This window comes from Acinetobacter lwoffii (genome assembly GCF_015602705.1).
GTDB classification, from domain to species: domain Bacteria; phylum Pseudomonadota; class Gammaproteobacteria; order Pseudomonadales; family Moraxellaceae; genus Acinetobacter; species Acinetobacter lwoffii_E.
In genome coordinates, this window is record NZ_CP059081.1 from 220,731 (window position 1) to 246,255 (window position 25,525).

Below are 25,525 nucleotides of genomic sequence, written 5' to 3' on the forward strand. Positions count from 1 at the left end.
TGTATGGGTATTTAAACAGATTAGTTGTTAGCTCTATTTAAAATAAAGCGTGGGTTTATACTGCACAACAATAAAACAAAAATGATTATAAGAATTCAAGGATTTAGGCATGACCACCTATATTATGATTGGGAGTTTCCTGCTCTTCTGTGTCGTGCTCATGGCATGGAAAAAGCTCGGAAATAATTCCAAACCACAAGACAGTGCGTTAAAGCAACGTGCTATTTTTAACCTGAATGAGCAATTGACCTTCACCCGTTTGAGGGAAGTATTACCTGAATACATCATTTTGGCACATGTTTCCTATGATGCCTTAATGACGACTAAATTTAACCGGACTCGACATAAGTACCGCAACCTGACTGCAGATTTTGTAATTCTGGATCAGCAGCACCAGATTCTGGCCGTGGTGGGAGTAGATGATCCCTTAATCTTAAAGCGTCCCCAGCAGACGGGTTTTCAGGATGCATTACTAACCATGGCAGGTTATCGGGTAATTCGTTACGATGATGTGCCGGAATATTATCAGTTGCGCCAGGACTTCTTGCAGGAGCAAGCGCAAATGCAGAAAATGCCCAAATATACAGTTAGCAATGATCTGAAAAAATATTATTTATATTCGGATTTAGAGCGCAGTAAAATCAAAGCTGTGGGCTAAAACAAAAAAGCATGCCAGAAGCATGCTTTTTTTATGAGTACCGATCTTGAAACATTATTCCGGTTTAACCGCCACGACAGTCAGTTCGACCAATACCCGTGGATCATAGAGTTTTGCTTCTACACAGGTACGAGGCAGCGCTTCGATATCAGCGACCCAGGCATCCCAGACTTCATTGAAGGCTGCATAATCTTTTTCAATGTCTTTCAAATAGATGGTTACCGACATGATGTGACTTTTGTCTGTGCCGGCATCTGCCAGAAACTGGTCAATAATATCTAAAGTCTGTTGGGTTTGCCCTTTAATATCCAGTTCAACATCTGTGGCCAGCTGGCCGGCAAGATGCACCAGATTACCGGCAATGGCAATTTCCGAAAAGCGTTTCGATACGTGTAAACGTTCAACTGTCATGTTGTTCATCCTGAGTTTTGGGCATCAGGGCTGCGACCAATGCAGTCAGCAGACAACCCACCGCCAGATAGATGGCTACATAATGCCATGAACCATCTGCCCAAATCACCAGTGCCGCTGCAATAAATGGGGTAAAACCACCACCAATGATACTCGCCACCTGATAGCCAACTCCGGCACCGCTGTAGCGGTATTCGGTGCCAAACAATGAGGTGAAAATCGGCTGATGGACACTGACCACCATATCATGGGCAACGTTCGCCAGTAAAATTGCCCCCATAATGATCATCCAGGTGTTTTGTGCATCGAGCGCCATAAAGAAGGGAAAAGCTGAAAGCGCACCAATCAAACCACCCCAGACACACATTTTCTGATGATTAAATTTATCTGCCAGCCAGGCAAAGAAGGGAATACTGAAGCAGCTGATGGCCCCGACCATCAAGGTAATATTCAGGAAGAACTGTTTGTCCATGCCCAGATTACTGGTCGAATAGTTCAAGGCGAAATTGGTGACCAGATACATGGTTAGCAATTCGGTCAAGCGTAAAGCAATGATATAGAAGAAAGCTTTAGGGTGTTTACTGATGGCCTGCAAGATCGGCAGCTTTTCTGGCTGATGATCTGCTTTCACCACCTTTTCTACAAACTCTTGTGATTCATCCTGATCACGGCGAATCCACATCGCTACAGCTAACAATACGATACTGGCCAGAAAGGGAATACGCCATGCCCACTCGGCAAAGGCTTCTTCACCCAGTGTCGCAATAATAATCGACACTGCACCGGTGGCCAATACCAAGCCAACACCATAGCCGACCTGAACGCCACTGCTATAAAAGGCTTTTTTACCCTTGGGTGCATTTTCAACTGCCATCAGAGCTGCGCCGCCCCATTCACCACCGACAGCAAAGCCTTGCAAGGCTCGACAAAACACCAACAGCACCGGAGCCCACCAGCCAATTGCCTCGAAATTTGGCAGTAGACCAATCCCGACCGTGGAAATTCCCATCAGGATTACCGTGAGTACCAGCATTTTTTTACGGCCGAGCTTGTCACCAAAGTGACCAAATACCACACCGCCTAAAGGACGAAACAGGAAGCCGACCCCAAAGGTGGCTAGTGCCGCCAGGGTGCCCATGTTCTCGCCAATACTAGGGAAAAACTGATCTTTAAAAATTAAGGCTGCAACAATGCCGTAAAGGAGAAAATCATACCAATCGACAACAGCACCAACAAAACTAGATAGCGCAGCTTTACGTGCGCGTTGTTCTTGAACAATAGAAGAATTTACAGAAGACATGCAGGAGGGGATTCCATGAGTTACATCAGAGTTGCCCTGTAATATTCGGATTTGATCGTCACGCTAATCACAGGACAGCATGCTGAAAGTAAAGGTGATTTTCAGCATCTCAGCACATACATGGATAATGCATTGCGCAGATAGAGTACTCTAAAAAATCAAAATGTAAAAACAAAGTTGCCGTATTTTTAAACTGATGCCTAAAACGTGATCAAAAAAGGTTTAGAGCAGCAATAACTGGGTTTCAGTCTCGGGGACGCTGAGCTGATACACGCCAACACCGATCAGCCGGAATTGCATCTGCGGGGCAATATGCAGGTCGTCGAGCAGTAAGTCCAAGGCTTGGGCTAATTCCTGTGGGCTACGCAGCACCTGTTTAAAACTTTTACTGTGTTGCATCACCTGAAAGTTCTTGAGTTTTAATTTGACCGTAACGCCGCGAGCCGAAAGCTGTTTCTTTTGCAGACTTTGCCATACTTGTCCAAGTAAAGGTTCCCAATAGGGGCGACATTGGTTCAGATGCAGGTCATCATCAAAAGTGGTTTCTTTGGAAATTTGCTGGCGTTCCCGTTCTACTTCGACCGGTCGTTCATCAATACCTTGAGCGTACAAAAACAGCCGCCGGCCATATTTGCCAAAATGTTGAATCAGTAAGGCTTCATCAATTTGCTGTAAATCGCCTAAAGTTTCTAGATTCAGACTTTTCAGTTTTTCCTGAGTGACTTTTCCCACGCCGGGAATTTTTTTCAGCGGCAGATCCTGGATAAAACGCTGTACCTGCGAAGGTTTAATTACACAGATGCCATTCGGTTTGTGCCAGTCCGAAGCAATTTTAGCGAGAAATTTATTGGGTGCCACACCGGCAGAAGCAGTCAGTCCGGTCGCTTGAAAAATATCCTCGCGAATCCGCATGGCGACTTCGGTGGCACTGGGAATCTGCTGTAAATTCTCCGTGACATCCAGAAAGGCTTCATCCAGAGACAGTGGTTCAATCAGGGAAGTATATTGTTGGAAGATCTGATGAATCTGTGCCGATACCTGCCGGTATTTGGCAAAATCTGGCTCAATCACGATAACTTGAGGACACAGTTTGCGCGCCTGCCCCATGGACATGGCAGAACGCAGGCCATAAAACCGTGCCGGATAGGAGGCAGCCGCGACCACCGCCCGAGGATGATGCGAGGCTATCACCACAGGTAAGTCTTTCAGTTCTGGACGTTCACGCAGCTCTACCGAGGCATAAAACGCATCCATATCAATATGAATAATTTTGCGCATATCCGCTATCTTAAGGGGCTTTAATCGGATTGGGAAGCGAAGGCTGAGTTGAGTAAATAGGGCTGCGGTCCGCTGAGAAGAACGACTTTTGTTCCTTGTGCCTCGGCAGCCTGAATCAGAAGTTGCAAACTTTTTGGGGTGTCATCGGCAAGACGAGGTAAAAATTGCAGCGGCTGGTTTAAAGGCTGAAAAAAATCATCCCAATGCATTGGAATCACCACTTTGGGCTTGAGCATGTTCAGGGTTTCAGCTAGATATTGTTGCTGATAGGCAGAAGATTGTCTGGAAAGCTGGGCAATGCCTAAAAATAAAGTATCGACCTGTAGGTTTTTAAATTGATCCGGGATAAATCCGGTACTGGCCTTGACCAGAATTTTATATCTCGCATGCTCAATCAGGTAATCGAAACTGCCGCCTTCTTTAAATTCGGAAAATTTGGCCGGAAGGGTTAAAGGCTGTAGCAGCTCTTTGCCTAAATCATCATTTACCACTGTGGGCGGGGTATGTTGTGAGGGAATTGCAGTGATCTGGAAATGCCCCCATTGCTGTACTTGCCCAGGCTTAATCGGCTGTAATTGCTGTGGAGTAACTTTGGGATTTGCCCGGGCGATATTCAGGGTGCTTTGCGAACCGACCACAGCAGTTTCGGGAAGCATCTCTAGTAAAGCCGGGACATCCAGAACATGATCATAATGAGAATGACTGACCAGAATGGCTTGGGTTCGGCTCAATTCATGGCATTGTACCAGTTGTTCTAAGAGCAGCTTATCACTTTGAATAGGTCGAGTAATTACTTGCCGCAAAGATGGCCGGCTAAAGAAACCATCGATCAGGATCTGATCGTGGCCATCATCGAGTAACAGGATGGACACACCAAAAAATTTGACTGTAAGCCCGTGAACGGATATACCGGTTTGCGGCTGCCACGCTTTAAAGTCACTAACCTTGCCCGAAGCTTGCAACAGATAAGCCAGCATACCCGCGATGAGTAGGAGTAGAATCACCAGACCGAGTAAAATGCCTTTTATCCATTTCAATCTTTTTATTTCCTTGTTGTTTTTATAAAGAACTTGTTTTCAGGCGATCAGCTTTATTTCGCTTTATTCTCAGATGAAGGTACTACAATCGCATTCTTTTTGAGAAAATCCAGCCATTGCTGTTCTGAGCCATAAAAAACATTCAGGTCTACCGGTGTGGTAATACCGGGAATTTTCCCCTGACTGGTATGTTGCCAAAACGCCCATTTAGGCTGATCTTTTAAATCAGGCAGACCTTTGTATTCACGTACCCAGAGTGGTACGTTAGGAAAGTGTCCTGCCAGTACAATATTATAAAAAGCTTTAGAAATATAGAAAATCGGCTGCTTGCCATAATGCTTTTTCAGGGCATCGTGCATCACCTGAATTTCGTTTAAAAGCTGCTCTTTAGAATAGCTATTGATGCATTTACTGTCATATTCCAGATCAATTACTGGCGGTAAGGCATCCGGTTTATTGGGTACGGAGTCAATAAAATTCTGGGCTTGAATGCTGCCATCGCGGCAGAGCCGGTAGAAATGATAGGCACCGACCAAAAAGCCGCGTTCACGTGCTTTCAACCAATTTTCCTGAAAACGGGTATCTTTAAAGTCGCCGCCTTCAGTGGCTTTCAGATAAACAAAACGGTATTTTTCAGGCGAAATCTGCTGCCACTGAATTTCTTTCTGATGGTGCGATACATCAAAACCCTGGATTGGATAATCGGCCGCATGGGCAGAGGGTGCTTTCATCAGGCAGAGATAAACCATGGCGCTAGTGATCACAGTGATCAGAATGCCCAGCCCAATCAAGAGCGATTTATTAACTCTGTTCGGAGCCTGATTTTTTTGCATTTCAGTCCTTGTCTATATGTGATTTAGCCTAAAACTTACAATTAGCTCAAAGTGAATAGATCGCATCAAACCGGGGTGTTTTTAGGAATATGCCAGAAAATATAGGCCGCAATAATATTGATACAGCCTAAACAGATCAGTGACACATGAAAAGCAGCCACCAGATTGTCGGCGCCGTAATAGGCACTCAGCATGTTCACCAGTGTCCCTGCCAGTGCCACCCCGATACTCATCGACAGCATCATGATCATCGACAGGAAACTGTTGCCGCTACTGGCATCCTGCTGGCTTAAGTCCTTTAAGGTCAGGGTATTCATCGACACGAATTGCAGTGAATTTAAAATGCCGAAGATAAAGAAATGAATCGCACGGAGCCAGATTGGGGTTTCCGCCGTGGTCAGGGCAAAACTGGCAATACACAGACCCACCAGCAAAGTATTGACCAGCAAGACCCGACGATAGCCAAAACGCTGAATGATGTTGCGGATAATCGGTTTGGAGGCCAGCGAACCGAGCACAGTCGGAATCATCAATAAACCGGTAATAAAAGGTTCAAAACCGAATGCGACTTGCAACATCAGAGGCAATAAAAATGGAATCGAGTTGCCGCCGAGACGGGCAAAGAAATTACCCAAAATGCCAATCGCATAAATTTTATTTTTAAACAGCTGGCTGCGAAACAGCGCGTTGCTATGCGTATGTGAATGATAGGCATAAATCAGGGTGGCCAATAAACCGGCCAGAATCAGGCTGAGGCTCCACCACAGCGAGTTGTGTGGACTGGCAAAATTTTCAATTCCGAGACAGAGGCCCACCATGGCCACGACCAGCAAGATAAAGCCCCAATAATCAAAATGGGCGACTGTAGGTTCAAGTACATTCGGCATGGCCTTAAAGGTAATCAGTGCGCCCAGCAAGCCAATCGGCAGATTGATCAGGAAAATCCAGTGCCAGGACAGATATTCGACCATCCAGCCACCTAGGGTCGGGCCAATCAACGGACCAATCAGACCGGCCAGACTCATCAGACTCATGGCGGCCAGAAATTGGGTACGGGGAATGATCTTCAGCATCGCCAAACGGCCGACCGGCAGCAATAACGCACCACCGATCCCTTGAAAGATCCGGTACACCAATAATTCATTCAGGCTACTTGACCAGGCACAGCCCAAAGAGGCCAAAGAGAAAATAATAATCGCAGCAAAATAGGTATTTCTGACCCCGAACCGGTCTGCCAGCCAGCCACTTAAGGGAATGCAGGCCGCCACAGACAGCACATAAGCCACGACCACACTGTGCATGCGTAGCGGATCTTCCTGCAAATTTTGGGCAATTGCAGGTAAGGCGGTATTAATAATGGTGGTATCCAGCCCCTGCATGAAAAAGCCAATCGAGACCAACAAGACCAACAATCTAAACTCGGGATCTAAGGCTTGATGCGTAGGCGTGGCATTCATAATTCTGGAAAACTGAAAATTTTGAATAGTTTAAAGGAATCAGCCGAGTCTGTCGTATATAAAGCGTTTCAACTTTTATAGCAGTGTTGTGTCAAGGAACTGCAACCGATCTGTCATGGCACTGCAATGCTCTGGTTATAAATTGGTCACGAATTCTTCATGATAGATCAACAAAAAAATGAAATTAAAATTAAAGTCTTTGATAGTGGCCATGCTGGCTGTGGGGATGGTGGCATGTGGAAGTGAGAATGAAAATGAAACACCGGTTCCAATCGTCGAGGCTACACCGAACTCGATCGAGTTAAGCAAATTAGCTGCTTATGAATCGGGTATGTTTGCGCAAAGTGCAGCAGAAATTCCGGCCTTTGATGCCGAGAGTCAACGCCTATTCGTGGTCAATGCCAAAGAAGGCGTATTGGATGTACTGGATTTAAGTCGACCTGATCAACCGAAAAAAATAACATCTATCACGGTCGATGACATTGCGCCAGAGGCTGAGGTCAACAGTGTCGCGGTACATAATGGCATTGTCGCCATTGCGATTCAGGCTGCTGTGAAAACCGATCCTGGCTATGTGGCCTTATATCAGGCCAAAGACCTGAGTAAGCTGGCCCACGTACAGGTGGGTGCCTTGCCGGACATGTTGACTTTCACACCGGATGGTCAAAGCTTGCTGGTGGCCAATGAAGGCGAGCCTTCTGATGATTATCAGGTCGATCCAGAAGGTTCAGTGTCTGTCATTAGTCTGGCCAATTTAAAAGCCCCGATCGTTCGTACAGCAGACTTTAAGGCCTTTAATGGATGGGAAGCAGCATTGCGTGAACAGGGCATCCGCATTTTCGGACCAAAGGCCAGCACAGCTCAGGATTTTGAACCTGAGTACATCACTGTTTCAAAAGATGGAAAAACTGCTTGGGTTGCCTTACAGGAAAACAATGCCTTGGCCAAAATTGATGTGGCTTCTGCCAAGGTGCTCGCTGTTTATCCATTTGGCTTTAAAGATCATGGCATGAAGGGTCATGGTATGGATGTCAGCGATGCGGATGGTGTCGAGGGTAAAGGCAAAATCGATATTCAAACTTGGGCCAATGTCCGTGGCTTATATATGCCAGATGCGATTGCAAGTTTCGAGGTCGCGGGTAAAACCTATATTGTGTCTGCCAATGAAGGCGATGCCCGTGCCTGGGATGAAAACAATCCTGCATATTTCAATAACGATACAAGCCAAGGCTTTGTAGAAGAATGGCGGGTGAAACACTTGGTGCATGCTAAAGGCTTTGACCGCCGTCTGGGTGATGATTTACCAGCTCATCTTCGGGTATTGGCCAAAGGTGCAGAACTCAATCCAACTAACTTTGCCTACTGCGGTGCTATTGTAGGGGATGCCAAAGACTGCCGTGAAGATCATCTGTTGGGCCGTTTAAATATTACGTGGACCGAAGGCTATCAAAAAAATGCCGATGGTACAGCCAAACTGAATGAACGGGGCAATCTGGTCTATGATCATTTATATAGCTTTGGTACACGCTCGGTCAGTATCTGGGTGGAAAATGATCAGCAGACCGGTTTAGAACTGGTATGGGATTCGGGCGGTCAGTTTGAGCAGTATATTGCCAAACATCATCCTGAGATTTTCAACTTTAATCATGAAGAAGCCGGACTGGATAATCGCAGTGACAATAAAGGGCCGGAACCTGAAGGGGTGACCTTGGGGCAGATTGGTCAAAAAACCTTTGCCTTTATTGGGCTGGAGCGTGTCGGTGGCATCATGGTCTATGATGTGTCTACACCTGCATCACCAATCTTCGTGCAATATATCAATTCACGTGATTTTAAAGCGACCACAGAGCAGATTGAAATAGGACAAGCCGGTGATTTAGGACCGGAAGGTTTGGTATTTATTCCTGCAAAAGACTCCCCGAATAAGAAACCACTCTTGGTGGTCGGCCATGAAGTCAGTGGCAGTACCACGATTTATCAAGTAAATCTCAAGTAGTCAAAAGCTTTTAAATTCAGGGCACTTCGGTGCTCTTTTTTGTAAGGTGACCGCATATATGACATTTTTGTCATTAAAATGAAATAAAACCGTCATAATCTTGGGCCAACTTTTCAGCAATGCTGAAATCTCCTCGCGTATAGGTTTGTTTTTATGACAATCGAGATTTTGATGGTGATCGGCTTCTGTTTGGCCGCTTACTCTATTGTCGGAAATGATGTACCTCAAACCCTAGGGACATTTATTTCTTCGAATTCACATCGCCCATGGTGGGTGTTGTGGATTTATATCAGCTCAATTTTAATTGTCGTATTGGTCTATGGTTGGTATGCATCTGGGGTGGGTGATGCCTCATACGGTCGTTTAGAAACGATTCCTTTCCCTGAAGGTGGTATTACCTGGCTGTATATTGTGCCGCCAATTCTCCTGTTACTACTGACCAGATACGGGATTCCAGTCAGTACCACTTTCCTGGTGCTTACGATTTTCTCTCCCGCCAGCTTAGGCTCGATGATGGTCAAATCGATGATGGGCTATGCCGTCGCCTTTATTGTAGCGATTGTCATCTATCGTTTTGTGGTCAAGCAGCTGGCACGGCATTTTGCCAAGACACGTCATCAGGAGCACTCCAAGGTCTGGATGGGCTTGCAGTGGGTTTCTACCGGTTTCCTGTGGAGTCAATGGCTGATTCAGGATCTGGCTAACATCTTCGTGTATGTGCCGCGTCAGGTACCGTTTGAATTCCTGATGTTTGCGATTGCGGTATTCGTAGTGTTGCTGGGCGTGATTCTGTATCAACGTGGTGGGGCCATCCAGAAAATTGTCGATACCAAAACCGGTGTGACCGACATTCGTGCTGCGACGATTATCGACTTCCTGTATGCCATTATCCTGTTGATCTTCAAAGAGTGGAGCAATATTCCAATGAGTACCACTTGGGTATTCCTGGGATTACTTGCAGGTCGTGAATTTGCCATGTCGATGATTCTGGATGAAGTCAACAAACATCGTACGTCACGCAATGTCAGTGCAGATGCCATGAAACTGATGTTCGGTCTGGCCATGTCGGTCATTCTGGCAACGACTTTGCCGATGTTTTATGAGTTTGTGACGAATTATGGTCAATAAGTCCTGATATTAAAAATCCAATAAAAAAGCGAGCCAGGTGCTCGCTTTTTTATTGCTTGAGAAGCTTAGACTACAAATCTTTGCGGATGGCCTAAATTGGTTAAAGTCGTATAAATTTCTTCTTCGTGTTCACAAATGATCAGTTTGGCACGATGCTGTGGCGGTAAAAAACCATCTTCAACGGCGCGGTCCAGCTGCGCAATCAAGGCATCATAGAAGCCATTCACGTTATAGAGCATCATCGGTTTCTGGTGCTGGTTTAGCTGACCCCAAGTGGCAATTTCCAGAATTTCCTCAAACGTGCCCAGTCCACCCGGTAATGCCACAAAGGCACAGGCCCGCTCGGCCATCATAGCCTTGCGTTGATGCATGCTGGTCACCACATGTAATTCGGTGAGCTGGTTATGGGCAATTTCATAATCCAGCATAAATTCAGGAATCACCCCTACAGCTTCACCGCCATGCTGGATCATGGCATCCGCGACCTGTCCCATCAGGCCAATACTGGCACCACCATAGACCAGTCCGAAACCATGTTCTGCCAGTCCTTGCGAGAGATGAATAGCTTTTTCTAAATAAACCGGTTTGTTGCCTGCACGTGAACCACAATAGAGAGCCACTAGAGGGCGTGTTGTTTTTGGGGAGTTTTCTTTAAAATAATCTGTCATTTGAATTACGCTTTGCATTTATTTTCTTCACCTTATCATTTTTCTTTCTTGTGACTATAGCTTAATTAACAAATATGACAATTCTGTGAGCAGGGACATTTTCACTGCAATAGGGCTCAGCAAAATTCATCGATAAACAGCTATGAAAACAGGTGAATTTCAAATTGATCTTGATATACTGAAAATTGGTTTCACAACAATAGAACGACGATGGGTAGTGGTAGTTGGCCGTTTAACTTTATAAATCTACGCCAAATAATTGATCTTATTCAATATAAAAAATTCTGTTTTGCTGTGTCACAGCGTCAGGTGATTCCATGCTGTAGTCCTGAGCTTCAGGAGCCAAGCGTATGATCTTTGAATGGATGTCAGACCCTTCAGCCTGGGTCGGTTTACTCACGTTAATTGTTCTTGAGATTGTACTCGGGATCGACAATCTGGTTTTCATTGCCATTTTGGCGGAGAAGCTGCCACCAGAACAACGTAATACCGCGCGGATTGTCGGTTTAATGCTGGCCCTACTGATGCGTTTGATCTTGCTGGCCTCGATTGCCTGGGTGGTCACTCTGACTGATCCACTGTTCCACATCTTTGATCATGCTTTCTCGGGTCGAGATCTGATTCTATTGTTTGGTGGGGTGTTCCTACTGTTTAAAGGCACCATGGAACTGCATGAGCGTCTGGAAGCCAAACCGGTCATCAAAGAAGAAAATCCGGTCCATGCTGTATTCTGGATGGTGATTGTGCAGATCGTGGTGCTGGATGCCGTTTTCTCATTAGACAGCGTGATTACTGCGGTTGGTATGGTCAAAGACCTGTCAGTGATGATGATTGCCGTGATTATTGCTATCGGGATTATGCTCTGGGCATCCAAAGCCCTGATGGATTTCGTCAACAGGCATCCGACCGTGGTGATTCTGTGTCTGGGCTTCCTGATGATGATTGGTTTTTCGCTGGTCGTAGAGGGCTTTGGTTTCCATATTCCGAAAGGTTATTTATATGCTGCGATTGGTTTCTCAGTCATTGTAGAATTTATTAACCAGACCATGAAACGCAATCAGGAAAAAATGGTGACCACCACCGACATGCGCTACCGTACTGCTTCTGCCGTAATGCGGATGCTGGGTGGTAAACCTGCTCAGGACAATGACTCGTCTGAACCGGAAGATGTTCTGGCCACGCGTGCCTTTGCCGATGAAGTCTTTAATGATGACAATGGCATCTATCATAGTGTCATGGTGCAGGGGGTACTGGGTCTGTCTGAACGTCCGGTCAAGTCGGTAATGACGCCACGTCCTGAACTGGAATGGATTGATCTGGACAATGACGCTGACAGTATCAAAGAACAGTTATTGCAGATGAGCCACTCGCGTCTGATTATCGCCCGGGGTGAACTGGATAATATTGCCGGTGTGGTACTGACCCATAAAGTCCTCAACGAATACATTGAAACCGGGGTGCTGGATTTTGAAAAGCACTTACGTGAACCGGTGATTGTGCATGAAAATGCCCAGGTCTTGATGGTGATGGAACAGTTGCGTCAGGCTCCATTGCAGATGGCAATTGTCCTGAATGAATATGGTTCAATTGAAGGGATTGCCACCCCAATTGATATTCTTGAAGCAATTGCCGGTGAATTCCCGGATGAAGATGAGTTGCAAGCCGCCGCGGAAAGCCTGGAAGATGGCAGCCTGATTCTGGATGGTTCCACCGATATTCGTCATGTTTCCTTGCTGCTGGATCGTGATCTGGTCAATGAAACCGAAGAATATTCGACTTTATCTGGTTATGTATTGTTCCATATGGCACGTTTACCACATAGCGGTGAAAAGTTTGAAGCAGATGGGCATATCTTTGAGGTCGTGACGATGGACGGTCATAAGATCGATAAAGTGCATATCATTCCGCAGCTTCCTGCACAGGACTAGATTCTAGCCAATGTTTGGCCTGTAAAGTTTGCTAAAATAGCCCGCATTGTCGGGCTATTTTTATGGAACTGAAATGTCAGAAGCATGTCCATGTGGACAAGGCGAATATCACAGTTGTTGTCAGCCACTGCATGTAGGGCAAAAGGTCGCAGAGACTGCACAGCAACTCATGCGTTCCCGTTACAGTGCCTTCGCCAAGCATGAAATCGATTACATCAAAACCACGACTGCGCTGGGTCAGCAACAAGCGCTGGACCTGCAGGCAATTAGTGAATGGAGTAAAGCCAATCAATGGTTAAAGCTTGAAATTGTTCAAGCCAATGAAAAACTAGATAAAAATCATGCCTTGGTCGAGTTTAAGGCACATTATCATGATGGCAAGCAGGCACAGGTGCATCATGAAGCTTCGCATTTTGTGAAGTTTGAAGGTCGCTGGTATTTTCTGGATCCGACTACAGACCATAACATCACCATGAAACAGGCCTGCATTTGTGGTTCGGGGAAAAAATTTAAGCAATGTTGTGGCGGATTCTTATAACTTTCACACAGATTTAGCTTAGAATAGCCGCCATCTCATAGCCTCAGGTGGAAGCAGGGCGATGTTACTGACCGTCATCTATATTATTGCAATTACCGCTGAAGCCATGACCGGGGCACTGTCCGCTGGCCGGCGCAGCATGGACTGGTTTGGCGTGATGATTATTGCCTGTGTCACGGCACTGGGCGGTGGTTCGGTCCGTGATGTTCTGCTCGGACATTATCCCTTGACTTGGGTCAAACATCCCGAATATCTGGTGCTGACCTGTTGCGCCGCCTTCGTCACCATCCTGATTGCCAAATGGATGCGACAGTTACGTAATGTCTTCCTGGTACTGGATGCCTTGGGGCTCATTGGCTTTACCATTATTGGCTGTCAGATTGCCCTGGAAATGGGACATGGTTTTGTGGTCAGCGCCGTTGCGGGTGTCTTGACCGGTGTGTCTGGCGGGATTTTGCGTGATATTTTATGTAATGACGTACCGCTGGTGTTCCGCCGTGAACTGTATGCCAGTATTGCCTTTGTTTCAGTGATCTTTTACTGGCTCTGTAGTCACTACGGCTTTTCGCAGGATCTGACCATTCTGTCTACCCTGATCTTTGGTTTTAGCTTACGTCTGATCGCCATCTATTTTGGTCTGGAAATGCCAAAATTCATTTATAAAGATGATGATGAGCACTCGGCATCTTCCAAAGACGAATCTTAATTTTTAAATGTATGAAGTGCGGCAATAAAAATAGCCGTATTCAACTCAATTCGTAGTATAAAAAATATAAAGCAGCCCACCTGTTGAGAAAGCAGCATCTCCCGTTCCACCTGATCAGAGATTTTTGTTATGGATTTAGTTTCTCGCATACAACGCTTACCGATTGGTAGGTTTCACTACACCTTGCTGGTGGTGATTGGACTGGGCTGGATGTTTGATGCGATGGATACCGGATTGATTTCCTTTATCCTGGCCAAAATGGCTGAAGACTGGCAGATGACTGCCGATCAAAAAAGCTGGGTAGTGTCGATCGGTTTTGTCGGCATGGCGATCGGGGCGATTTGTTCAGGTGGTCTGGCAGACCGTTTTGGCCGTAAAACAGTCTTTGCTGCGACTCTGGTCATTTATAGCCTGGCCACGGCGGCCTGTGCTTTTGCACCGAATCTGACCTGGCTGCTGGTATTCCGTTTTATCGTTGGTCTAGGCTTGGGTGGTCAGCTACCCGTGGCCGTAACGCTGGTCAGTGAATATATTCCTGCGCATGTACGTGGCCGTTTTATTGTCTTGCTGGAAAGTTTTTGGGGGCTGGGCTGGCTGGTCGCGGCGCTAGTATCGCGCTTTATCATTCCAGATTTTGGCTGGCAAACCGCTTTCATGATTGGTGGCCTGCCTGCGCTGTATGCCATCGTGATCTGGAAAATGGTGCCGGAATCTATTCCTTTCCTGATTAACCGTGGCCGTATAGAGGAAGCTTCGGCACTGGTGAAAAAGATTGAGCGTCAATGTGGCGTTCAAGTCTATGAAATTTTTGAAGTGAAACCGGTCGCAGAGAAGCAGAATATTTCATTTTCCCAGTTATGGTCGGGTATCTTTGCGCGCCGTACGCTTATGCTCTGGCTGATCTGGTTCGGTATTATCTTTTCCTATTATGGCATCTTTACCTGGTTGCCAAGTTTACTGGTCAAAGAAGGCTATAGCATTGTCCAGTCTTTTGAATATGTGCTGGTTATGATTCTGGCGCAGTTGCCCGGTTATCTGGTGGCGGCATGGCTGGTCGAAAAGCTGGGTCGTAAGCCGACTCTGGCCGGCTTTATCGGTATGTGCGCGATCTCGGCCTATTTCTTTGGCCAGTCGGGTAGTGTTACTGAAATCGTGATTTGGGGCTGTCTGATGTCCTTCTTTAATCTGGGTGCCTGGGGCGTGCTCTACACTTATACCCCGGAACAATATCCGACCAATATCCGTGCCTTTGGTTCAGGCTGGGCTGGTGCAGTAGGCCGGATTGGCGGTATCGCGGCACCTTTTGCAGTAACCCATCTGATGGGCATGCCAAACGGTTTCAGCTATGTCTTTACCATGTTTACGGCAGTTTTGGTCGCTGTCGCGATTGTGATTCTGGTCTTGGGTGAAGAAACCAAAGGCAAGACCCTGGAATCGATGGGCTTATAAAGGAATGAATTTTTAGTTGCTTAGGGCCTATAAAGTGGATATTTTTAGGCCATAAGACACAAATTGTCGCGCTGAACGATTTGATGCCCTTGTGTCATCTACAGCCACGACTTAGCATAAGAAACATTGATACAAAAACGAATTATTTAGGACTATAGGTTGTTATGACAAGCCTTGCGCATCATGCGACAGAAAACCGCTCCGTAGCAGAATTTACCGAACAAGCTTATCTGAATTACGCCATGTACGTGATTATGGATCGGGCACTCCCTCATATTAGCGATGGCCTGAAACCGGTACAGCGCCGGATTGTTTATGCCATGAGTGAGCTGGGTCTGAAATGGACCAGCAAACCAAAGAAATCGGCACGTACTGTCGGTGACGTACTCGGTAAATACCATCCGCATGGTGACTCGGCTTGCTATGAAGCCATGGTATTAATGGCGCAGCCATTTAGTTACCGCTATCCGTTTATTGAGGGACAGGGCAACTGGGGTTCACCGGATGATCCGAAGTCTTTCGCAGCGATGCGTTATACCGAAGCCAAGCTTTCCCAGTACAGTGAACTATTACTGTCTGAGCTGGGTCAGGGCACCTGTGAATGGCAGGACAACTTTGATGGTTCGATGAAAGAACCGGTGAACTTGCCGGCACGTGTACCGAATATTTTGCTGAATGGTACCACTGGCATTGCAGTCGGTATGGCCACTGACATTCCACCACATAACCTGCGTGAAGTAGTTAAAGGTACGATTGCGCTGATTCGTAATCCGAACCTGACCGATGAAAAAATCGCAGAATATATTCCTGCGCCAGATTTGCCGACCAAAGCCGAAATTATCACCCCACCTGCTGAACTATTAAAAATTCAAACCACAGGTCGTGGCAGTTATCGCATGCGTGCGGTCTATAGCGTCGATAAAAACGAAATTATCATCACCGAACTGCCATATCAGGTCTCAGGCTCCAAAATCATCACCCAGATTGCCGATCAGATGCAGGCCAAAAAACTGCCACTGGTCAGTGATGTACGGGATGAGTCAGATCATGTCAATCCCACCCGTTTAGTCATTGTTCTGCGTTCGAATCGTATTGATGCCGAATCGGTGATGAGTCACTTGTTTGCCACCACCGATCTGGAATCCAGTTATCGTGTCAATATGAACATGATTGGTGCCGATGGCCGTCCACAGGTGAAATCAATTCGTCGTATTTTGCTGGAATGGATTGAAATCCGTAAAACCACGGTAACACGCCGTCTGCAATATCATCTGAACAAGATCGAAAAACGCCTACATATTCTCGGCGGTCTGATCATTGCTTATCTCAATATTGACGAAGTGATTCAGATTATTCGTGAAGAAGATCAGCCAAAACCAGTTTTGATGCAGCGTTTTAATATTGACGAGATTCAGGCCGAAGCGATTCTAGAACTAAAATTGCGTCATTTAGCCAAGCTTGAAGAAATGGAAATGCGCCGTGAGCAGGAAGAACTGGAAGCAAAAGCGGCAGTAATTCGTGAACAACTGGCCAATCCAGAATCTTTAAAAAACCTGATCATTGCTGAACTGAAAGACGATGCCAAGAAATTTGGTGATGATCGCCGTTCGCCAATCGTGCAGCGCGCTGAAGCGGCGGCAATTAATGAAAATGAAATGTTGCCGGCCGATCCTGTAACAGTGGTGTTATCAGAAGCTGGCTGGATTCGCTGTGCCAAAGGTCATGAAGTCGATGCAGAAAATCTGAATTTCCGTGCCGGTGATCACTACTTGAGTCATGCACAGGGCAAATCCAACCAACGCGTTTATGTATTAGATGACACTGGGCGTAGCTATGCCTTGGCCATCAATACGTTGCCGTCTGCGCGTGGTCTGGGCGAACCGCTCAGTTCAAAACTGTCTCCAGGCAGCGGAGTGGGTTTTAAACAGGTTCTGGTGGCAGAGGATGAAACTGAAATTCTAGCAGCAAGCAACAAAGGCTATGGCTTTAAAACCCAGGCCAAGCAGCTGGATACCAGTGCCAAAGCCGGAAAAGCTTTCCTGAATTTATCTGAAGGGGCAGAGGTCATGAACCTGCAGCCGCTCGAAGATGCTACACATGTTGCACTGCTCAGTTCAGCAGGACGTCTGTTGATTGTCGATTTAGCAGAATTACCTGTATTGAACAAAGGTAAAGGAAATAAATTGATACAACTTGAAGATGGTGATCAAATTTTGTCCATGACACTATTGAAGCTTAATGAAATAATTCAAGTGCTTGCAGGACAACAGCAGTTAAAATTAAAAGGGGATGATTTGCGCAAATATATCGGCAAGCGCGGTGCAAAAGGACAGCTTTTACCACGTGGATATCAAAAAGCAAATAAACTGTTGATTCAAAGATAAGACTAGCATCCATCCTGCGAAATACGTTATATATGAACAACGATTCAACAAGATGGATGCAATATCGCACATATACAAGTCTAAAAATGGCGTGTGATATTGAAAAAAACAGTTGAAATACTAAGGATTATGATTGGAGAGATGGCCATTATGGAAAAAATTTGGTTTGCTGAATACCAAAAAACAGGGATTCCAGAAACAGTAGAATTACCAGCAGAAAATACTTCTCTAGTAGATATTTTTGAGCGTAATTTCCAAAAATTCGGCTCGCGTGATGCCTTTATCTTTATGGATAAGGCCATGACTTTCAATGAATTGGAAGAGGCGAGCCGTAAGTTTGCAACTTATCTACAAAGCTTGGGGTTAGCAAAAGGTTCACGTGTGGCAGTGATGATGCCAAACGTTCTTCAGTATCCGGTTGTGGCACTTGGGGTGTTCCGCGCAGGTTTGGTACTGGTCAACGTGAATCCACTCTACACATCGCGTGAACTTGAGCATCAATTGAATGACTCAGGTGCTGAAGTACTGGTGATTATTGAAAACTTTGCTTCTGTTTATCAAGCGATTATTGGTAAAACACCAGTGAAGCATGTCGTGGTCGCTTCTGTCGGTGACATGCTGGGTGCCTTGAAAGGAACTTTGGTAAATTTTGTCTTGCGTTCTGTGCGCAAGCAAATTCCAGCTTGGGATATTCCAGGCCATGTGAGATTTAATGCGGCGTTATCTAAAGTTAATCCAAGTAACTATAAACGCCCTGAATTGACCCTTAGTGATACAGCAGTTCTTCAATACACAGGTGGTACGACGGGTGTATCTAAAGGTGCTGAACTGACACATCGTAACCTGGTTGCGAACATGTTGCAGTGTGACGGCATCTTCCAGAGTAAATTTGGTGCGCAAGATGGTCAGCCAGATGACCGTATTTTCTGTGCCTTGCCGCTTTATCATATCTTTGCATTCATGGTATGCGCACTTTACGGTATGTACAAAGGTCAGGCGAACGTTCTGATTCCAAACCCGCGTGATTTACCTGCGGTGATGAAAGAACTACGTAAATATCAACCGACTTTCTTCCCGGCAGTGAATACACTGTTCAATGCGCTGGTAAACAATGAAGAGTTTAAGCAACTTGATCATAGTAAACTGAAAATGGCGATGGGCGGCGGTATGGCCGTACTTCCTTCTACTGCAGCAGCATGGAAGAAAGTTACCGGAACCAATATCGTTGAAGGCTATGGTTTGTCTGAAACTTCTCCGGTGGCAACAGCAAACCCACCTGCGTCTGAAGAATTCAGTGGCACTATTGGTATTCCATTACCATTGACTGAAGTGGCTATTCTGGATGATGAAGGCAATGAAGTTCCACTGGGTGAGCAAGGTGAAATTTCAATCCGTGGTCCTCAGGTCATGAAAGGCTATTGGAACCGTCCGGATGAAACTGAAAAAGTCATGGTGAATGGCTTCTTCCGTACCGGTGATATCGGTGTCATGGATTCACGTGGTTATGTGAAAATTGTAGACCGTAAGAAAGACATGATTTTAGTGTCTGGTTTTAACGTCTATCCATCTGAAATTGAAGAAGTTGTAGCAACTCATCCAAAAGTACTGGAAGTGGCTGCGATTGGTGTGCCAGATGAAAAATCGGGTGAAGTGCCAAAACTGTTTGTCGTGAAAAAAGATCCGTCTTTAACCACAGAAGAAGTTTTAGCATTCGCTAAAGAAAACCTGACCGGTTATAAGCGTCCACGTTATGTCGAGTTTATGGATGAATTGCCAAAATCAAACGTAGGTAAAATCCTGCGTAAAGATTTACGTAAAACAGCCTAATACCTGCAAGAAAAAAAGCGCCGTCAGGCGCTTTTTTTGATTTGGGCTTTTTATTTTTTCATTAACCAGCGGTCAAAATACGGACGACCTATGCCGACCACTCCCAAGAAGATAAACATGGTGCCAAACTGACGGGTAAATCCGGTTTGATTAAAGCTGCCATAACTTAGAATGTTGTCGACCAAACAATACACCAGAATCGCGACCAGCCAGTGCCAGAGTGGCGTACGCTTGATACCTACGAAATAAAAGGCAATCCATAAAATGGCAAAGGTGAAGATCGGCGACCAGATATTCATATTGGCACAAATGACAGCCATCAAAAATGCCACGATCGGCAGGACAATTTTTAATACGCGATCCACTTGACGTTGATGTTGGCGTTGTTTCTCGAGGACATCGAACATTTCATTTTGATCAGGTGCGACCATAGTGAATCCTTAACAAGTAATAAAAAGCACTCTATTTAACAAAATTTATTCACGAAATGCCATGCTATGATACAGATAAAATTTTCATGAGAAAAAACAGATGCACAGCATTAGTGGGGTTATTTATCTCATTTTGGCCGCTTGTCTTTTGCCTTATGTATTTACATTGATTGCAAAAAAATCAGCAGGCTTCAGCAGCAAAGACAATCAGAACCCACGGGCATTTTTAGAAAAGTCTTCAGGACTGGCCAGTCGTGCCAATGCTGCCCAACAGAATAGCTTTGAAAGTTTGCCACTCTTTATTGCTGCCATTTTAATGGCAGAATATATGGTGGTGCCGCAAAATGTAGTGATGACGTTTGGTGTAGCTTATCTGGTTTTTCGTGTGTTGTACGGAATCTGCTATTTGGCCAACTGGGCGACTTTACGCTCCATTGTATGGTTGCTCTCGATGTTATGTCCGGTGGCTTTATTACTACTGATCATCAAGTTGGTTTAAGTCATCAGGTCTGCGGACATATTTACAGTTCGATATTTTAAAATCCAAAAAAATCTTTAAAAACCGTTATAATTGTCGCGGTTTTTTAAAAGATATAACTTGTTAAAGAGTGATGCTATGAGCTACAGCAATATCCCAGCGGGTAAAGATGCGCCAAACGATATCTATGTGATCATCGAAATTCCTGCAAATGCAGCACCAATCAAATACGAAATCGATAAAGATTCTGATGCGTTATTTGTAGACCGTTTCATGGGTACAGCAATGTTCTACCCAGCAAACTACGGTTATGTACCAAACACACTATCGCTTGATGGTGACCCATTAGACGTACTGGTTGTAACGCCTCATCCAGTAGAGCCAGGTTCAGTCATTCGTTGCCGTCCTGTCGGTAAATTGAACATGGAAGATGACGGTGGTGTTGATGCGAAACTGGTTGCAGTTCCACATGACAAACTGACCCCAATCTACAAAGATGTTCAGGAATATACTGATCTTCCGCCTTTGTTGATCAGCCAGATCGAACATTTCTTCCAGCACTACAAAGATCTTGAGCCAGGCAAATGGGTGAAACTCAGTGGTTGGGAAGGTGCTGATGTTGCGAAACAAGAAGTACTGGATTCAATTGCAGCTTATGCAGAAGCAAACAAATAATTGCTTTTTGTTGTCCAGGTTTTAACTTTTTAAAGCCTGGAATAAAAAAAACCTGCACAATGTGCAGGTTTTTTTATGGCTTGAAATTCGTATGAATTAGAATAATTTCACAGGAATGTCTAGCCAGATACGCCATTCATTAGTGTCACCAATGTAGTTAGATTGATAATCATCACTTGCACGGTAGTAAGAATGACGAAGACGTAAGCTTGCATCTTTCGCAAAACCAGACTGAACAGTATATTTCACTTGGTTAAAGAATTCGCGCTCATGCTCATTATCACTGATCATAGTACCTGCATTGTTAGTAGCTTTAATATCCCAACCATAAACAAAAGCAGATGTCCAAGATAATCCAGGAACATTTACAGCACCAAAGTCAAATGTATATTGAAGTTGCGCTGATTTTTCGTCATTACCAATAAAGTCAGACAGGTATGAATTCGGCATGTAAATCGATTGTTTGCCATCACCTACGCCCGTACCCAAACCATAATCATAGCCAGTGTTGCCAAAGTTTTGCTGGTAAGCAAGCATGACATTATGTGGACCATGATTATAAGTTGTAGATAAAGCTAAAATAGTATTATCGAATGAATCGTCTGGTGAGCCGATTTGAGAATAAAGATATGGATTTGCTTCTTTATCCCATTTTGTATGGTAACCACTGAAATCATGAGTTAATGTGCTTTTATCCGCCAATGCATAGCTATAGTTAGCATTAACATAGTGGCGGTCTAAACGGTCTTTAATGTCTGTACCATAATAAGAAGCATTAACTGCATCATTGAATTTATATTTCGCGCCCCAAACCACTGCACGATCCAGTTTTGCACCATCGGAATTGATTTGGTTGGAAAGCTGATTTTCTGTGAATTTACCAGCAATCAGGTTTAAGTTTTCAATTTCGTTACTTTGAACCAATACGCCAGTATAGTATTCAGGCACTAAACGCGCAGTATTGCTTGCAAGTACAGGTAAATCTAAAACCTGAGTACCATAAGTCGCAGTCGTATTTGATACACGAGCCTTCACATATGCACCGCCACGAGTCCAGTGGTCATAAGCATCTTTAGTACCATCAGCATTATTTTGAGGGTGGACTGGGATCATATCATTGCCAGTATGACCATTTTCACCCAATTTAAATGAAGCATCACCAATAATACCAGCACCAAAGCCTACAGTACCTTGAGTAAAGCCAGAGTCTAGTTTAACAATCGCAGTTTGTGCAAATGAGCTCGTATCTGGTACGTTATTTTTCTTGTCACGGTGCAAATAGCCGGTACGGAAAAGTACAGAACCTTCAGCATCTTCTACAAAACCTTTCGATTCACTTTGCTCGCTAGCGAAAGCGGTAGAAACCAAAGCAGCTTGAATCAAAACTGCTAATGTTAATTTTTTTGAATTTTGCATTGGGAAGAGAGCCTTATACAAATTGATCGGAATTTTTTAGGAATTGTATAAGAATTGCTGAAAAAATGTCATTTTTTATTGGATATATTCCACTAAAGTTTAGATTTTTTTAACTCAAATTAAACAATAGCAAGGATTTGAGGTGATTAATTTCTAACCTATCGGTAAAAAGTGAGTAAAAAAATAATTTTATTGGAAATTATAAATGATATTTCTAAAGTGGTGAAATGAATGTGATCAGCTTATTTATTTTGAAACGGGAGAAAAATATGATCAAAAATTACGCACTATTTTTTAGCACAAATTTTAATCATTACAAAAATGGAATCAAAATGGGGCAAATTGTAAATGATTATGTATAAGTATTAAAAAAGTGATGAAATAGCCTTAAATACATTTATTTAAAAGAAAGCCTAGATAATTCAGTTTTTTATAATTTAAATTTTAAATTAAAAACAATGATTTAAATTTTATTTGTATTTTTAGATTTATTATTTTGGTTCCTTTTATCCAGATTGGCATAGCTCTTGCAAATTTGGAGCTTGAGTTTAATCAATGATCATAAAAACGTCTCAGACGATCTGGGGGAGCCACACAATGAAATTAACATTAAAAGTATTATCTCTTGCTTTATTGGGCGCTGTATCTTCTTTTACTTTTGCTGAAGAACCTGTTGCTGAACATACGGTATCTGGAAATATCAGCGTACTCTCAAGCTATAACCTGCGTGGTATTACTAACATTCCTGAAAATAGCGGCGCTACCTTACAAGGTGGACTTGATTATAACCATGCGTCTGGCTTCTATGCAGGTTGGTGGGGATCTACGCTAGATTACACTTTGTCTGAAGAAGGACGTGATGCTTTCGAAAATAACTTCTATGCTGGCTATAGCCATGCAGTCAATGATGACTTAGGTTTAACGATCGGTACGACCTACTATTATTATTATGAATCTGATGTCAATTCTGATGGATTTGAGCTGTTATTGGGTATGAGCTATAAAGATTTGGGTGTTACAGCACAAACTCTTCTTGAAGATACCACTTGGGGCAATGCGGGTGATACCTATTTAAAAGCCACTTATAGCTATGCTTTACCACAAGATTTTAGCTTGGATACAGCTTTAGGCTTATATGCTTATGAAAAATCAGGTGACTTTATTGAAGGAACTACGGAAAGCTTTGGTTTCCGTCATTTTGACATCGGTTTAAGTAAGCCACTTGGTGACACAGGTGTAACTGCAAGCATGAATTATATCTTGGGTGGTTATGACCGTTTTGATGAAAAACAAAAGAATAAAGTTGTATTCGGACTCGGTTATAGCTTCTAATTCTCTTTAGATAAAAAGGCGACCTTAGGTCGCCTTTTTTAATGATCTAAATCTGCTGCTGCCCGCGATAAGACAGGGCTTCCGAAAGATGCTGACTTTGAATATCTGGACTTTGATTCAAATCCGCAATGGTGCGTGCAACACGCAAGACCCGATGATAGCCACGTGCTGATAAATTCAGTTTTTGCTGAGCCAGTTCAAGCATATGCTGAGCTGAATGATCTAATGTGGCATATTGCTCTAGCTGTTTTGGACTCAGACTCATATTCAAGGTATTTTGCCGTTGCATCTGAATTTCATAGGCTGCAATGACGCGTTGTCTAATCGTTTCCGAGTTTTCTGTAGGTCTATTATCCTGTAACTCATGTGCCTGTAATGGCGGCACATCAATCTGTAAATCAATCCGATCCAGCAACGGGCCTGAAATCCGGTTCTGATAGCGTTTAATACTTTCCGGTGAACATTGGCAGCGGATATCCTGATTAAAGGCATAACCACACGGGCAGGGATTCATGGCAGCCACTAATTGGAAATTGGCCGGAAAAGTAATTTGGCGTGATGCTCGGGAAATGACAATTTCCTTCGCTTCTAAAGGCTGACGTAGAACTTCCAATACTTTACGGTCGAATTCTGGTAGCTCGTCCAGAAATAAAACCCCTAAATGTGCCAGGGTAATCTCTCCTGGTTTAGGGTGTGAGCCGCCACCAACCAGTGCTACAGCAGAAGCAGTATGATGCGGTGCCCGAAACGGCCGTTGCCCAAAAGGGTGATTGGCATTCGCCACCGAATAAATACTGGCGACTTCCAGATTTTCCTCCGTCTTTAAGGGCGGTAAAATGCTGGCCAATCGAGAAGCCAGTAAAGTTTTTCCTGTTCCGGGTGGACCTCGAAACAGCAGGGAATGACCACCTGCCGCGGCAATTTCTAAAGCACGCCGTGGTCGTAATTGTCCTTTTACATCCGCAAGATCAAACTTATAGAAATGATCTGTAGCGAGTGGGCTGGCTTCTATTTGCGGCAAACGCTGCGCTTGGGAAAGATGTTCACACACTTCTTTTAAATGATTGGCTGCAAAGACTTTAAAGTCTGGGAGCTGACAGGCTTCCTGTGCATTTGGGCCAGGTAAAATCAGTTGATGCTGGTCACCTTGACAGGCAATGGCGATACTTAAGGTGCCGCTGACAGGACGTAATTGACCATCGAGGGCCAACTCGCCAATAAACTCCAGATGCTCGGTGCAATTTTCAGGCAGCTGGCCTGAAGCCACTAAAATGCCTAAAGCAATCGGTAAATCCAGACGTGAGCCATCTTTTGGTAAATCTGCAGGGGCCAGATTAATGGTCAGACGTTTGGTCGGAAATTGAAAGCCGCTATTCAAAATGGCAGAGCGTACCCGGTCTTTACTTTCACGTACCGCCGCTTCGGGAAGCCCCACTATAGTGAGCGAAGGCATGCCCGAACTCACATGAACTTCGACTTCAATTAAAGGCGCATGCAGGCCTAGCAAGCCTCGCGTATAAATTTTGGCAAAAGACATTATTATTGTTCCAATTTGGTGCGTTATTTTTATAGTTCTGGTGTCTTTTGTGCACTGT

General features: G+C 44.6%; 22 protein-coding genes. 12 read left to right on the forward strand and 10 right to left on the reverse strand.

Translation table 11 applies throughout. The annotated features are described in order from the left end of the window. Positions 1 to 109 precede the first annotated feature (109 nt). A complete protein-coding gene (locus tag H0S56_RS00960) occupies positions 110 to 658 on the forward strand; it encodes a DUF2726 domain-containing protein (protein ID WP_004732580.1) in 549 nt (182 codons plus the stop codon). Positions 659 to 712: 54 nt separating this feature from the next. Here H0S56_RS00960 and H0S56_RS00965 read toward each other — a convergent pair whose 3' ends face one another. From H0S56_RS00965 to mdtD, 6 genes are all read right to left on the reverse strand, one after another. Further along, positions 713 to 1,069, reverse strand: coding sequence for a RidA family protein (locus tag H0S56_RS00965; RefSeq protein ID WP_005101539.1), 357 nt, complete (start codon positions 1,067 to 1,069; stop codon positions 713 to 715). Continuing rightward, positions 1,059 to 2,369: a shikimate transporter gene (gene shiA, locus H0S56_RS00970; protein WP_174894107.1), complete on the reverse strand. Its 1,311-nt coding sequence runs from the start codon at positions 2,367 to 2,369 to the stop codon at positions 1,059 to 1,061. Before shiA ends, H0S56_RS00965 begins: the two co-directional genes overlap by 11 nt. Before the next feature lie 222 nt (positions 2,370 to 2,591). Then, positions 2,592 to 3,647, reverse strand: coding sequence for a DNA polymerase IV (dinB, locus tag H0S56_RS00975; protein WP_195725451.1), 1,056 nt, complete (start codon positions 3,645 to 3,647; stop codon positions 2,592 to 2,594). 20 nt (positions 3,648 to 3,667) lie between these two features. After that, positions 3,668 to 4,684, reverse strand: coding sequence for an MBL fold metallo-hydrolase (locus tag H0S56_RS00980; protein WP_195725452.1), 1,017 nt, complete (start codon positions 4,682 to 4,684; stop codon positions 3,668 to 3,670). Positions 4,685 to 4,737: 53 nt separating this feature from the next. After that, the gene (locus H0S56_RS00985; protein WP_195725453.1) at positions 4,738 to 5,517 is read right to left on the reverse strand and encodes a glycoside hydrolase family 25 protein; all 780 of its coding nucleotides are present in this window, start codon (positions 5,515 to 5,517) and stop codon (positions 4,738 to 4,740) included. A 65-nt stretch (positions 5,518 to 5,582) separates the two neighbouring features. Next, positions 5,583 to 6,974 carry a multidrug transporter subunit MdtD gene (gene mdtD / locus H0S56_RS00990; RefSeq protein WP_195725454.1) on the reverse strand — a complete coding sequence of 464 codons (1,392 nt, stop codon included), beginning with the start codon at positions 6,972 to 6,974 and terminating at the stop codon, positions 5,583 to 5,585. A 178-nt stretch (positions 6,975 to 7,152) separates the two neighbouring features. Between mdtD and H0S56_RS00995 the strand changes: the two genes are divergently transcribed. Beyond that, complete coding sequence (locus H0S56_RS00995) at positions 7,153 to 8,970, forward strand: choice-of-anchor I family protein (protein WP_406935369.1); 1,818 nt, start codon at positions 7,153 to 7,155, stop codon at positions 8,968 to 8,970. 153 nt (positions 8,971 to 9,123) lie between these two features. Continuing rightward, positions 9,124 to 10,098 carry a hypothetical protein gene (locus H0S56_RS01000; RefSeq protein WP_195725455.1) on the forward strand — a complete coding sequence of 325 codons (975 nt, stop codon included), beginning with the start codon at positions 9,124 to 9,126 and terminating at the stop codon, positions 10,096 to 10,098. 65 nt (positions 10,099 to 10,163) lie between these two features. Here the strand turns inward: H0S56_RS01000 and H0S56_RS01005 are convergent, their stop codons facing one another. Further along, positions 10,164 to 10,784 carry an LOG family protein gene (locus H0S56_RS01005; RefSeq protein ID WP_004281026.1) on the reverse strand — a complete coding sequence of 207 codons (621 nt, stop codon included), beginning with the start codon at positions 10,782 to 10,784 and terminating at the stop codon, positions 10,164 to 10,166. 332 nt (positions 10,785 to 11,116) lie between these two features. On the opposite strand from H0S56_RS01005, the gene H0S56_RS01010 reads away from it, so the two are divergent. From H0S56_RS01010 to H0S56_RS01035, 6 genes are all read left to right on the forward strand, one after another. Further along, positions 11,117 to 12,694 (forward strand): TerC family protein, encoded by a 1,578-nt coding sequence (locus tag H0S56_RS01010; RefSeq protein ID WP_004281028.1) that lies wholly within the window; start codon positions 11,117 to 11,119, stop codon positions 12,692 to 12,694. A 73-nt stretch (positions 12,695 to 12,767) separates the two neighbouring features. Next, positions 12,768 to 13,232, forward strand: coding sequence for a YchJ family protein (locus tag H0S56_RS01015; RefSeq protein ID WP_195725456.1), 465 nt, complete (start codon positions 12,768 to 12,770; stop codon positions 13,230 to 13,232). 61 nt (positions 13,233 to 13,293) lie between these two features. Beyond that, positions 13,294 to 13,938, forward strand: a complete 645-nt coding sequence (locus tag H0S56_RS01020; RefSeq protein WP_195725457.1) for a trimeric intracellular cation channel family protein — start codon at positions 13,294 to 13,296, stop codon at positions 13,936 to 13,938. A gap of 129 nt (positions 13,939 to 14,067) precedes the next feature. Beyond that, the gene (gene niaP / locus H0S56_RS01025; RefSeq protein ID WP_195725458.1) at positions 14,068 to 15,387 is read left to right on the forward strand and encodes a niacin transporter NiaP; all 1,320 of its coding nucleotides are present in this window, start codon (positions 14,068 to 14,070) and stop codon (positions 15,385 to 15,387) included. Between the two features lie 164 nt (positions 15,388 to 15,551). Further along, complete coding sequence (parC, locus tag H0S56_RS01030) at positions 15,552 to 17,771, forward strand: DNA topoisomerase IV subunit A (protein ID WP_195725459.1); 2,220 nt, start codon at positions 15,552 to 15,554, stop codon at positions 17,769 to 17,771. 150 nt (positions 17,772 to 17,921) lie between these two features. Continuing rightward, on the forward strand, positions 17,922 to 19,598 hold the full coding sequence (locus H0S56_RS01035; RefSeq protein ID WP_004644897.1) for a long-chain-fatty-acid--CoA ligase: 1,677 nt from the start codon (positions 17,922 to 17,924) through the stop codon (positions 19,596 to 19,598). A gap of 50 nt (positions 19,599 to 19,648) precedes the next feature. Here H0S56_RS01035 and H0S56_RS01040 read toward each other — a convergent pair whose 3' ends face one another. Further along, complete coding sequence (locus H0S56_RS01040) at positions 19,649 to 20,029, reverse strand: hypothetical protein (protein WP_191112173.1); 381 nt, start codon at positions 20,027 to 20,029, stop codon at positions 19,649 to 19,651. Between the two features lie 100 nt (positions 20,030 to 20,129). Here H0S56_RS01040 and H0S56_RS01045 point away from each other — a divergent pair, with 100 nt between their 5' ends. Then, positions 20,130 to 20,528: an MAPEG family protein gene (locus H0S56_RS01045; RefSeq protein WP_195725460.1), complete on the forward strand. Its 399-nt coding sequence runs from the start codon at positions 20,130 to 20,132 to the stop codon at positions 20,526 to 20,528. A gap of 117 nt (positions 20,529 to 20,645) precedes the next feature. Then, the gene (ppa, locus tag H0S56_RS01050) at positions 20,646 to 21,182 is read left to right on the forward strand and encodes an inorganic diphosphatase (RefSeq protein WP_004281037.1); all 537 of its coding nucleotides are present in this window, start codon (positions 20,646 to 20,648) and stop codon (positions 21,180 to 21,182) included. Between the two features lie 96 nt (positions 21,183 to 21,278). Here ppa and H0S56_RS01055 read toward each other — a convergent pair whose 3' ends face one another. Then, positions 21,279 to 22,598, reverse strand: coding sequence for an OprD family outer membrane porin (locus H0S56_RS01055; protein ID WP_195725461.1), 1,320 nt, complete (start codon positions 22,596 to 22,598; stop codon positions 21,279 to 21,281). A 597-nt stretch (positions 22,599 to 23,195) separates the two neighbouring features. Here H0S56_RS01055 and H0S56_RS01060 point away from each other — a divergent pair. After that, positions 23,196 to 23,930 carry a TorF family putative porin gene (locus tag H0S56_RS01060; RefSeq protein ID WP_180037303.1) on the forward strand — a complete coding sequence of 245 codons (735 nt, stop codon included), beginning with the start codon at positions 23,196 to 23,198 and terminating at the stop codon, positions 23,928 to 23,930. A 46-nt stretch (positions 23,931 to 23,976) separates the two neighbouring features. On the opposite strand, the gene H0S56_RS01065 is transcribed toward H0S56_RS01060, so the two are convergent. Beyond that, entirely contained in the window at positions 23,977 to 25,467 is a 1,491-nt protein-coding gene (locus tag H0S56_RS01065) for a YifB family Mg chelatase-like AAA ATPase (protein ID WP_195725462.1), read from the reverse strand. Between the last annotated feature and the right edge of the window lie 58 nt (positions 25,468 to 25,525).

Bases quoted from the DNA above. Each gene is read 5' to 3' on its own strand.
- H0S56_RS01040 (WP_191112173.1), bottom strand. From the start codon at position 20,029: ATGGTCGCACCTGATCAAAATGAAATGTTCGATGTCCTCGAGAAACAA.
- H0S56_RS00965 (WP_005101539.1), bottom strand. From the start codon at position 1,069: ATGACAGTTGAACGTTTACACGTATCGAAACGCTTTTCGGAAATTGCC.
- parC (WP_195725459.1), top strand. From the start codon at position 15,552: ATGACAAGCCTTGCGCATCATGCGACAGAAAACCGCTCCGTAGCAGAA.
- H0S56_RS01000 (WP_195725455.1), top strand. From the start codon at position 9,124: ATGACAATCGAGATTTTGATGGTGATCGGCTTCTGTTTGGCCGCTTAC.
- H0S56_RS01045 (WP_195725460.1), top strand. From the start codon at position 20,130: ATGCACAGCATTAGTGGGGTTATTTATCTCATTTTGGCCGCTTGTCTT.
- H0S56_RS01020 (WP_195725457.1), top strand. From the start codon at position 13,294: ATGTTACTGACCGTCATCTATATTATTGCAATTACCGCTGAAGCCATG.
- mdtD (WP_195725454.1), bottom strand. From the start codon at position 6,974: ATGAATGCCACGCCTACGCATCAAGCCTTAGATCCCGAGTTTAGATTG.
- ppa (WP_004281037.1), top strand. From the start codon at position 20,646: ATGAGCTACAGCAATATCCCAGCGGGTAAAGATGCGCCAAACGATATC.
- H0S56_RS01010 (WP_004281028.1), top strand. From the start codon at position 11,117: ATGATCTTTGAATGGATGTCAGACCCTTCAGCCTGGGTCGGTTTACTC.
- H0S56_RS01035 (WP_004644897.1), top strand. From the start codon at position 17,922: ATGGAAAAAATTTGGTTTGCTGAATACCAAAAAACAGGGATTCCAGAA.
- H0S56_RS01060 (WP_180037303.1), top strand. From the start codon at position 23,196: ATGAAATTAACATTAAAAGTATTATCTCTTGCTTTATTGGGCGCTGTA.
- H0S56_RS01065 (WP_195725462.1), bottom strand. From the start codon at position 25,467: ATGTCTTTTGCCAAAATTTATACGCGAGGCTTGCTAGGCCTGCATGCG.
- shiA (WP_174894107.1), bottom strand. From the start codon at position 2,369: ATGTCTTCTGTAAATTCTTCTATTGTTCAAGAACAACGCGCACGTAAA.
- dinB (WP_195725451.1), bottom strand. From the start codon at position 3,647: ATGCGCAAAATTATTCATATTGATATGGATGCGTTTTATGCCTCGGTA.
- H0S56_RS00985 (WP_195725453.1), bottom strand. From the start codon at position 5,517: ATGCAAAAAAATCAGGCTCCGAACAGAGTTAATAAATCGCTCTTGATT.
- H0S56_RS01015 (WP_195725456.1), top strand. From the start codon at position 12,768: ATGTCAGAAGCATGTCCATGTGGACAAGGCGAATATCACAGTTGTTGT.
- H0S56_RS00995 (WP_406935369.1), top strand. From the start codon at position 7,153: ATGAAATTAAAATTAAAGTCTTTGATAGTGGCCATGCTGGCTGTGGGG.
- niaP (WP_195725458.1), top strand. From the start codon at position 14,068: ATGGATTTAGTTTCTCGCATACAACGCTTACCGATTGGTAGGTTTCAC.
- H0S56_RS01055 (WP_195725461.1), bottom strand. From the start codon at position 22,598: ATGCAAAATTCAAAAAAATTAACATTAGCAGTTTTGATTCAAGCTGCT.
- H0S56_RS00960 (WP_004732580.1), top strand. From the start codon at position 110: ATGACCACCTATATTATGATTGGGAGTTTCCTGCTCTTCTGTGTCGTG.
- H0S56_RS01005 (WP_004281026.1), bottom strand. From the start codon at position 10,784: ATGCAAAGCGTAATTCAAATGACAGATTATTTTAAAGAAAACTCCCCA.